The 9,411-nt window shown below is 51.5% G+C and carries 11 protein-coding genes; 7 read left to right on the top strand and 4 right to left on the bottom strand.

What is annotated here, in order from left to right; translation table 11 throughout:
* From LBJ25_06455 to ispE, 4 genes are all read left to right on the top strand, one after another.
* Window positions 1–188 (top strand): hypothetical protein (locus LBJ25_06455; protein ID MDR1453594.1); only part of this gene is annotated, 188 nt, incomplete at its 5' end.
* Window positions 189–246: 58 nt separating this feature from the next.
* Window positions 247–1,722: an S-layer homology domain-containing protein gene (locus LBJ25_06450; protein MDR1453593.1), complete on the top strand. Its 1,476-nt coding sequence runs from the start codon at window positions 247–249 to the stop codon at window positions 1,720–1,722.
* A gap of 63 nt (window positions 1,723–1,785) precedes the next feature.
* Window positions 1,786–2,583: a peptidylprolyl isomerase gene (locus tag LBJ25_06445; GenBank protein ID MDR1453592.1), complete on the top strand. Its 798-nt coding sequence runs from the start codon at window positions 1,786–1,788 to the stop codon at window positions 2,581–2,583.
* Window positions 2,583–3,437 (top strand): 4-(cytidine 5'-diphospho)-2-C-methyl-D-erythritol kinase, encoded by an 855-nt coding sequence (ispE, locus tag LBJ25_06440; protein ID MDR1453591.1) that lies wholly within the window; start codon window positions 2,583–2,585, stop codon window positions 3,435–3,437. The genes LBJ25_06445 and ispE overlap by 1 nt, the downstream gene beginning before the upstream one ends.
* 223 nt (window positions 3,438–3,660) lie before the next feature.
* Here the strand turns inward: ispE and tadA are convergent, their stop codons facing one another.
* The gene (gene tadA / locus LBJ25_06435) at window positions 3,661–4,620 is read right to left on the bottom strand and encodes a Flp pilus assembly complex ATPase component TadA (GenBank protein MDR1453590.1); all 960 of its coding nucleotides are present in this window, start codon (window positions 4,618–4,620) and stop codon (window positions 3,661–3,663) included.
* A 157-nt stretch (window positions 4,621–4,777) separates the two neighbouring features.
* On the opposite strand from tadA, the gene LBJ25_06430 reads away from it, so the two are divergent.
* Window positions 4,778–4,948: a hypothetical protein gene (locus LBJ25_06430; protein ID MDR1453589.1), complete on the top strand. Its 171-nt coding sequence runs from the start codon at window positions 4,778–4,780 to the stop codon at window positions 4,946–4,948.
* A 9-nt stretch (window positions 4,949–4,957) separates the two neighbouring features.
* Window positions 4,958–7,234, top strand: a complete 2,277-nt coding sequence (locus LBJ25_06425) for a hypothetical protein (protein MDR1453588.1) — start codon at window positions 4,958–4,960, stop codon at window positions 7,232–7,234.
* Here LBJ25_06425 and LBJ25_06420 read toward each other — a convergent pair.
* The gene (locus LBJ25_06420; GenBank protein ID MDR1453587.1) at window positions 7,231–7,542 is read right to left on the bottom strand and encodes a helix-turn-helix domain-containing protein; all 312 of its coding nucleotides are present in this window, start codon (window positions 7,540–7,542) and stop codon (window positions 7,231–7,233) included. The two genes, LBJ25_06425 and LBJ25_06420, sit on opposite strands and share 4 nt — an antisense overlap.
* 281 nt (window positions 7,543–7,823) lie before the next feature.
* Between LBJ25_06420 and LBJ25_06415 the strand changes: the two genes are divergently transcribed.
* Entirely contained in the window at window positions 7,824–8,609 is a 786-nt protein-coding gene (locus LBJ25_06415; protein MDR1453586.1) for a hypothetical protein, read from the top strand.
* A gap of 47 nt (window positions 8,610–8,656) precedes the next feature.
* Here LBJ25_06415 and LBJ25_06410 read toward each other — a convergent pair whose 3' ends face one another.
* Together LBJ25_06410 and LBJ25_06405 are read right to left on the bottom strand one after the other, a co-directional pair.
* On the bottom strand, window positions 8,657–8,992 hold the full coding sequence (locus tag LBJ25_06410; protein ID MDR1453585.1) for a helix-turn-helix transcriptional regulator: 336 nt from the start codon (window positions 8,990–8,992) through the stop codon (window positions 8,657–8,659).
* A gap of 186 nt (window positions 8,993–9,178) precedes the next feature.
* Window positions 9,179–9,411: hypothetical protein (locus LBJ25_06405; protein MDR1453584.1), on the bottom strand; the 233-nt coding region annotated here is incomplete at its 5' end.

Below are 9,411 nucleotides of genomic sequence, written 5' to 3'. Positions count from 1 at the left end.
CGCGGTGGCCACAAGCTCAGCCACCAATAATCCAGGTTTGGTCTGGCAGAGACATAAATACCTATGGAGATGATGGCTCGATGCGCGGCGATAAAAATGTTTACCGCGGTAAGTTAAATACTATTAACCAATTGTACGACTGCATATTTTTTGCTTTACAAGAATGTTTTTTTATAGTAGCATTATAATAAGTATGAATGTGTGTTTAGTGTCGCTATTGTAAATGTTTCTGGGGGGATATTTTTTGTGAAACGATTTTTTTGCCTGCTTTTGACACTGCTGTTTTCTGTTTGTGTTTTGCAAGCCGCGCCCGGATCGTCTCCGACCGTCGCGGAAATTCGTTCCAGGGATAATGATTGCGCCGCGTTCACGTGGAATCAACCTGACTCCAGCGAGGAGATCAAGGGCTACTATGTTTACTGGGGCGCTGACGAAGCTGGCGCTTCCGATTTTTTTCAGGACAATAATTTCAGCGCGGAATTTAACGCGCCGTTTTTTGATCCGCCGCCGGTGGATGATTTCGGCGAGTATTATTTGCGGGTGCGCGCTGTGGACAAGGCCGGGCACGGCGGCGGCTGGGCGACGGTGCTGACCTACATATATGAAGATGCATATGAAGATGCGGAAGAAGCGCTGGCCGGACTGACAGAGGACGACTATGAAGCAGACGAGGAATTTTTTGCTGACGCCGCGGACGAGGACGAAGAGTATTTTGCTGAAACGGCGCCCGAGGACGAATTAACAGCTGAAGAGGAAGCAGAATATTTTGCTGACGCCACGGACGCGGAAGAATACGCGGAAGAAGAAGTAGAAGTGGCCGCGGTGGAGACCGCGGCTGAGGAGACTTTTTTAGCTGGAGCGGCGCAAATATCCGGCGGCGATTTTGTGATCAGCAACGCTTCGTTTACTTTTGACGGCGAAGACAATCCTCTGGCGCGGCCGATAATGCTGCCGCCGATGGTTTTTACCGGAAATGGCGTGCGTTATCAGGAAGATGAAACGGAAGAATATTCGCAGGTAGCTTTACGGCCGATAATACTGCCGACGACAGTGATCGCGGACGCGGACGAAGCGGCAGAATATCCGACAGAGGACACCGAAGCTGAAATGGAAATTTTGGAGGAAATGTTTGCGGCCGCGGCGACAGAACAAAATGAAAGCGCGGTTTTCAATCCGGAACTGCCGCTGACCAGAAAAGAAATGTTCAGGATGCTGACCCGCCTGCTGGAAGAGCAGGGTCTGCCGCTACCGGAAAGAACGATCCCGCAATTTTCTGACGTGGCCGGCGAACAGCTGGCCGAAGCGGAAAAAGCGGCGCGTTATGGTTTGCTGCGGGGGTATCCTGACGGCACGGCGCGTCTAAACCAGCCGATACGCAAAGCGGAAGCGGCCTGCGTTTTTGCCAGATACAGCGCGGCTCTCGGCGAAGATTTGGCCGGCGTTTTTTTAAGCGCGCCGGTTTTTGCTGATGTGCCGGACACGCATTGGGCTTATCAGGAGATCGCGCAGACCAGAGCGTTTTTTGCGCTGGCCGCCGAAAACTATTTTCAACCGCAAACGGAGCTTTCGCGCCTGGACACGGCCAGAGTACTGGCGAAATTTAAATATGTGCAGGGCCGGCGGGAAAGCCTGCCGCCGCTGACCGGACTGCTAGAGCCTTCCGCCAACGCCGCGGAAAACGCGCAAATTTCGCGCCTGCTTCTGCCGGAAAAAGAACAGTAAAAAACAATTTGTGCTCCTGCCGGACAGGTGTATAATACTGTTAATTTAATCCGGGGGGCTTTCATGAAAAAATTTATGCTGATAGTTTTTCTTTGCGGCGGTTTGTTTGCCGCGGACAAAGTTTTGGCGGCGATCGGCGCGGCGCACAGTATTACCGAGGTTGACGTCAAGGCTTATGCGGATACATTGCCGGCGCAGTACGCGCAGTTTTATTCCACGGCGGAAGGCCAGCGTGAAATACTCGACCGCTTGATCGAAAACAAACTGCTGGCGATCGAAGCTAAAGCGCGGGGCTATGAAAAAAACCCCGAGGTGCTGAAAACTTTGGAGAATATCAAAGAAGGCGTTATGACCAATCAGTATGTCCGCGATTCAGTGGCCGATGTCTCGGTGAGCGACGCGGATGTTTCCAAATACTACAATGACAACAAGACAAGATTTGTGCAGCCGGAAGCGGTGCGCGCCAGCCATATTTTGGTCGACACAGAAGACGAAGTAAAGGCTGTGCAGACCGAACTGGGCAAAGGCCGCAATTTTGCTGACGTGGCCAGAGAATTTTCCACTGACCCGGGCAGCGCCAGTCAGGGTGGTGACCTGGGTTTTTTCACCAAAGGCCAGATGGTCGAGCCGTTTGAGCAGGCCGCGTTCGTTTTGAAAAAAGACGAGACCACGAAGTCTGCTGTGCGAACGCAGTTCGGCTGGCACATTATAAAAGTGACTGACCGCCGCGCTGAAACCCAGCGCCCGCTGGCTGAGATCAAGCAGGATATTCAAGCGACGCTGTTGCAGCAAAAGCAGACGGAAAAAATCCAGTCGCTGGTCGAGACCGCCAAGAAAAAATATCCGATCAATATTAAATAATGACTTTGCGGGTTAAGAGCGCCGCCAAAATAAATCTGGTCTTGAATGTGCTCGGTCAACGCCGCGACGGTTATCATGAATTGCGGACGGTGCTACAGTCGGTTTCGCTGTATGATACGCTGGAGTTCGCGCGGGCGGACAGCCTGGAAGTAGACCTGCCGTCTGGCATCACGGATAGACCGGAGCAAAATTTGGTTTATCGCGCGGCGGAAATTTTTTTACAAAAATACGCGCCGGCGCGGGGCGTCAAAATTACTATGGTCAAAAAAATTCCGCTGGCGGCCGGTCTGGCCGGCGGTTCGACGGATTGCGCCGGCGCTTTGCTCGGCTTGAACAAATTTCTGGCGCTCGATTTACCGCTGGCAGAACTGGCGGCAATCGCTACTCAGCTTGGTTCGGATATTGCCTATTGTCTGCACGGCGGCGCGTATCTTGCCACAGGCCGCGGAGAAACGCTGCAAAAGATCCCTGAATTGCCGCGCCTGCACGGCTTGATCTTAAAGCCGCCGTTCGCGCTTCCCACCGCCGAAGTGTACAAAGCTTACCGTCCCTCTGGGGACAAAATTTTTGCTGACGACGCTTACCTGCGGGGCAAAATTTCACCGGAAAATATTCCAACATATAACGCGCTTTGGCTGGCGGCGGCCGCGCTGCGGCCAGAATTGCCGGCCTACAGGCAGACGCTTGCAAAAACAAACCCTGTCGCCTGCGGTATGTCGGGATCTGGCGCGGCGCTTTTTGCCTTTTATAGCGATAAAGTTGCCCGCGAGACGGCGGCTAAGGATCTTTTGGGACGCTATGAAATTTATCCGATAGAAACAATAAATTCCGCGCAAATAATCAGCGAAAATTAGTTTATCCACGACTTATCCACAGAGGGCTTTTGCTCAGCGGCGGCGTAAAACCCTGGTTTTATCGGGATTCAGGCGGTTTTTCACAAAAACAGATAAAAAACACTACATATGTGGTTTGGTGTTTCACAAAATCTCCACATATAGCGTTAAATTTTTTTAACAAATTTGCAATAAAGTTTTCGCGGGCCGAAATATTCTAAATATTTTAAACAAGTTATCCACATCAATTAAACAACAATTCTTTTGCCGTAGTTAGGCCATTTTTTAGTATCTCTTCACTGGCTTCGGCGAAAGAATAGGCGAGATTATCGGAAAAAGAGCGGTATTCAAATAGACCGGAACGGCCTTTAAAACCGCCCGGAGCTGCCGGACAAAGTTTGCGGTAAAGCCGCTGGGAAAGAATACAAACCAGCACCGCGTCGAGCAGGTATTTGGCAATGCCCAGATCGAGCAGCCGTGTAAAAGTTTCCAGCGTGCCGCGGGTGTGCAGCGTGGCAAAGACCAAATGCCCGGTCAGGGCGGCGCGCACCGCTATTTGCGCGGTTACTTCATCGCGGATCTCTCCGATGAAAATAATATCCGGGTCCTGCCGCAAAACAGCGCGCAATACTCCGGCAAAATCCAGACTGCGGGCTTGATTGATCTGCACCTGATTGATGCCCTCCAGCTGGTACTCTATGGGGTCTTCAATAGTAATAATATTTTTCTGCGCGCAGTCCAGTAATTTGAGCAGAGAATAAAGCGTGGTCGTTTTGCCGGAGCCGGTAGGCCCGGTGACCAAAATAAGGCCGGCTGTTCGGCGGACATTGTTTTGCAGCGACGGCAGTATAGCTGACGGCAGGCCGAGCGAATTGATGTCCAGCTGCAAAGATTGTCCCAGCAGGCGCAGAACGATTTTCTCGCCCCAAAACACCGGCAGGACGGACAGGCGCACATTGCGGTCTTTATAGGTAAAGCGGCCGTCCTGCACGCCGAATTTATTGGTGTCGATGCCGGCCATTATTTTGAGCCGCGAGAAAAATTGTCCACGCTCGGCCGCTGGATACCGCCGCCAAACCGCCAGCAGTCCGTCCTCGCGGCAGCGCGCCTGAAAATATTCCTGAAAAGATTCGATGTGAATGTCCGAAATATTCCCCGCCAGACAATGATCGAGCAGATCGTTAATTTCTTTGACCGGATTCATGGCGCTCTCCTTTCGTTGTTCCCTGCTTCTAACTTTTTTGCCAAGTCCTATATAGGTAATACCGCAAGAAAAATGCCAACTTTGCGCCGCGGCCGCGATTTTGGCAAGACAAACGCTTTGGGTGTATAATCTGCCCAATCCGTTTTTGAGGTGCAAGATGCTGGTTCTCATTATTGGCGCCTGTATGCTTTTGTCGCTGCTGATGGGCGCGTATATCGCTATTGGCGAAAAATACAATGCCAGCGAGGCGACTTGCGCCCTGTTGGTGCTGAATAGTTTGTTTCTAGGCCTGGCGTTCGTAATTTACGGCTTGACCGAAATTTTCTAAATGTTTCCGATGGCGCGTTTGGCGATTCCCAAAAATGCTTACCGCATTACATTGCGGCGGCTGGCGCGGCTGAAAACACTGAAGCCTCAGGCGGATTATCCGATGATCGATTCTTTTCCGCAGGGCGCGCCGCTGGGCGGCCTGGGCGCCGGTACTTTCAGCCGCAGTCCTTATGGCGATTTCAATATCTGGCATCTTTTCCCGGGCGTGCATATAGAGGAGATTTTGGACGCTTGCGGGCTGGCGGTTTTTCGGAAAACCCAGAACAAGACCGAAGCCTATCCGCTGTCGCTACGCAGTAAAATTTGGACGAAAAAAAAGCTGAACCCCAAAAAGTGCGAATACGCCGCGCTGTATCCGCAATCGTGGTATCGATACCGGGAGCTGGATGTGGTGGTCGAACAATTTTCGCCAGTGCTGCCATACAATTATCGGGAGACGTCTTATCCGGCCGCGTGTTTCAGGGTGCAGCTCAGCAATAAACAAAAGCGGCCGCAGGAAATCTCCGTGCTGTTCAGCTGGCAAAATATTTTGGGCTGGGGTTTTGACAACAGCGGCGCGGCGACCGAGCAAAAATTTGTGAAAAATATTGGTCGCCGCAGCAACAAGCGCGTGGAAGACGCGGATTATAAGGGCATCGTTTTTCAGGCGGAGTCCGCGCGCGCCGCGGACGCCTTGTCCGGCGAGATGTGTCTGGCGGCTTATGCGCCGGAGGGCGCGCAGGTTTCTATTTGCACACAGTTCGACGCGGTGTCCGGCGCGCCGGAGATCTGGGAGTCTTTTGCGGCGCGGGGTGTTTTGCCGGAAAATGTCAGTACGCGATACGAACAGCCGGCCGGCGCGCTGGCGGTCAAGGTGTATTTAAATCCCGGAGAGACTATGGTGGTGCCGTTCGCGCTGGTTTGGGATATTCCTTTTTGTTTGAACGGCAAAGTGCAAAAATATTACACCAAATATTTCGGCACGGACGGCGCAAATTCTTTTGCGCTGGCACGGGAAGTTCTGGAAAATCTGCCTAAATATTCCGACGAAATCACGCGCTGGCACGCCGCGGTTGCTAAGAAAGTTCCGCCGCGCGTCGCGCAGGCGATGTTCAATGAGCTATATTATCTGGCGGACGGCGGCAGCATTTGGGACGCGCGCAGCGGCTTGTACTCTTATCTGGAATGTTACGATTATCTTTTTTACGAAACGCTGGACGTGCGTTTTTTTGGCGCGTTTCCGCTGGCTAAATTTTGGCCGGACATCGAAAAAAGGATCATGCGGGAATTTACTAAAACAATTTTCGTGGAAGATCCGGTCAAGATCGATTATCATACGCGGGCGGCTGTTTCGGAAAAAATTACGGTCAGCGGCGAACACAACAGAAAATTTATTCAGCGCGATTTGCGCAAACGCAGGCACGCTTTGCCGCACGACCTCGGCTCGCCGCTCGAAGCGCCCTGGGAAAAACTCAACGCCTATACCTGGCAGAATGCCAATCGCTGGAAAGATTTAAATTCCAAATATGCGCTGCAGGTCTACCGCGCCTATTATTACAGCGGCAAAAAAGATCACGAGTTTTTGGCAGAATGCTGGCCGGGTTTGCTCAAAGCGATCGAGTATCTTTCCGCGTTTGACGGCGACAACGACGGGCTGCCGGAAAACGAGAATTTTCCCGATCAAACTTTTGACAATTGGCTGATGCGGGGCGCGTCGGCCTACTGCGGCATTTTGCGGCTGGCCTCTTTGCAGACCGGCGTGCAGATCGCGGAAATACTCGGTAAAAAAGAACAGGCCAGGAAGTGGCGGCTCGGCCTCAAAAAGGCCAAAAATTCGCTGAACCGCAAACTCTGGAACGGACGCTATTTTAATTTTGACGAACGCTCCAGCGACATCATGGCCGCGCAGCTGGCCGGACAATGGTTTTTGGAGCAAATGCATCTGCCGGGCGTGCTGGAGCCTGAACAGATAGACAGCGCGTTGAAACATATTTACCGCAGTAACTTTCTCGGCGTGGAGAAAGGGCGGTACGGCCTGGCCAACGGCCGCACTGCCGGCGGCCAGCCGGTAAAAGCGCTACAGGGCAATGATGCCTGGACTGGCGTGAATTACGCTTTTGCCGGACATCTGCTCATTCGCGGGCAGAGAAAAAAAGCGGAAAAACTGCTGCGGCGGGTCAACGGTCTGCTTTATAAAAACGGCATGCTGTTCCGCACGCCGGAAGGCTGGGATGTCCATCATAAATTTGTCGCGTCGATGTATATGCGTCCGGGCGTAATCTGGGCGCTGGCCGACTGGTACTAAAGCAGATTTTTGGCGAGCGCGGTCAGGACATCCAGCGCGGCGTTTTGCGCCGGAGGCGAAAATTTTTTAAGCAGGCTCAAAGTCCGCAACTCAAAAGCTTTTTGCCGGAGCGCCGCTTTGTCTTTGGGCAGAGTAGCCAGCTCATTGAACCACCAGTCGAGCGTCACGCCGTATTTTTTGCTGATATGCAGGAGCGTGCGTAAATGCGGCAGACGCGAGCCGCTGAGAAAACGGAAATATTCGCTCTTGTATAAGTCTAAACTGTCAGCCTCGGCCTCCATAGTTTGGCCGCTTTCTTTTCGTAACATGGCTAGCTTCCCGCTGAATAATTTTTTCAAGTCGCTGTCCGAAAACCCGGAAGACGCGGTATCCATTTGGCACCCTTTCTTTGTACGCTTATTGACAAAATATAATTATTTGTTATAATTATTACGAGTACCATAGTAATACTATAATTTGTACGGTTTTTGATATACAAAAACAATCAGAGGGTAAACCAATAACTTAGTTGTTGAAATGTAAATAAATGTTAAGCGGTGGGAGAAATTCTACGTCTGGTTAGTGTAATAAATTACAAGGGGGTATTTTTATGACTATAGCGACAGGCAAGCCAATGCTGGCGAGTGACATTCTCGATCTGACCTTTTTCCCGAAAGGCGCGATCTTAACATTCAGTTCCACAGCGTGGAGCGCGACCAGCGCGGAATTTAAAAATATCTGGAAGATCTGCAATGCCGCCAATCATCAGGCCGACTCGAATGTGCCGGATCTGACCGACCGGTTTTTGCGCGGCGGAACGAGCTCTGATTTTACCACGGGCGGTGGCGCGGATAGTCAGAGTGTGTTTTTGGCCGAGACCAATCTGCCCTCGCACAAACACGAGGCGACTGGCTTGTCTTTTGGCGGACTTAACACGAGCGGACTTTCGATAGTCTCAAGCGGTGGACACACACATACGGGCAGCGGTACGACTGATAATGAAAATCCAGTGCATACGCATACATTTTCAGGAACTGCCGCGTCAGGTTCGCTTTCATTGCACAAATCTTCCGAAGGAATTACAGCAAAATCCGGTGTTTTTGATTCCTCATCCTATTCTGGTGAAAGTAACAGCTCACATGGAAGTTTGTCTTATGGTGGTTCTACTACTATTAATTTTTCTATGACGCCCGCAGGGTCAATCTCCGGCGGTTCACATGCTCATAAAGTCAATGTAGAGATCCCCGAAAGCGGCTCTCATTCACATGTGGTCAGCGGCAGTATCACTGGCGGCAGCGTCACCGGTTCGACAGCCACTACCGGCGACGGCACAGCGTTCAGCGTCAATACCGTACCCGCTTATTATACGGTGATCTATATTATGAAAGTGGTCTAAGCAACTCACAGCGGAAAAGCGTATACTTGGCGCCCGTCCGCGCGGTCTTAATTTTTTTTCTTTCGCAGAGCTTGATATTTAAGTCCCCAGTCGGCCATCAGATCCAGCAGTTTGCTTAAGTCTCTGGCCAAAGCGGTCATGTTGTACTCGACTTTGGGCGGGACTTCGGCATAAACCTTGCGGCTGACCAGCCCGGCCTCCTCCATAGAACGCAGGCTCTGCGTCAGGACCTTTTGACTGATGCCGACCACGCTGCGCAGCAGCTCGCCAAAACGCTTCGTGCCAAATGACAGCTCGCGCAGAATCAACAGCTTCCATTTATTGCCGATCAAGCAGATCGTGATCTCCGCCGGACACTTGGTAGAATTTTGTGAATAACGCATAATACCCTCCTTATAATATTTAGGCGCAACCAGCTTGCCGCTGTGTGCCTATAAAAACCATATGTAATAACGCTTCGATAATAATCATAACATACGCTTACAATTAAAACAATAGGGAACTTACCTTTTGGTTGGTTATAGAATAAAAAGCCGGTTTAGCGGGCTTTGGCCCCGCCGCGGGGCGAATTATCTTTCGGCTGCCAAATGTAAAGCCGCTCTGTTCGACAGCTGCTTGATCCTCTCTTCCGCGCGATAACCCGCAAGCAGGATTTCTTTTATTATTTTTTTCTGATAACCGCTGAGCATAGAAGCAGCCCTGTCGTGATGTTCTTCTTGGAATTGCGCTTCCCGCCTGGCGATATCCCGTAAAATCTCGGCGGCCAGCGGCGCGTCCGCGGTGTTGTTATAGACAGCCAGTT

The sequence above is a fragment of the Candidatus Margulisiibacteriota bacterium genome (assembly GCA_031268855.1).
Lineage (GTDB): Bacteria > Margulisbacteria > Termititenacia > Termititenacales > Termititenacaceae > Termititenax.
Note: the sequence above shows the minus strand (reverse complement) of the source record. Positions and strands in the feature narration are given on the sequence as shown.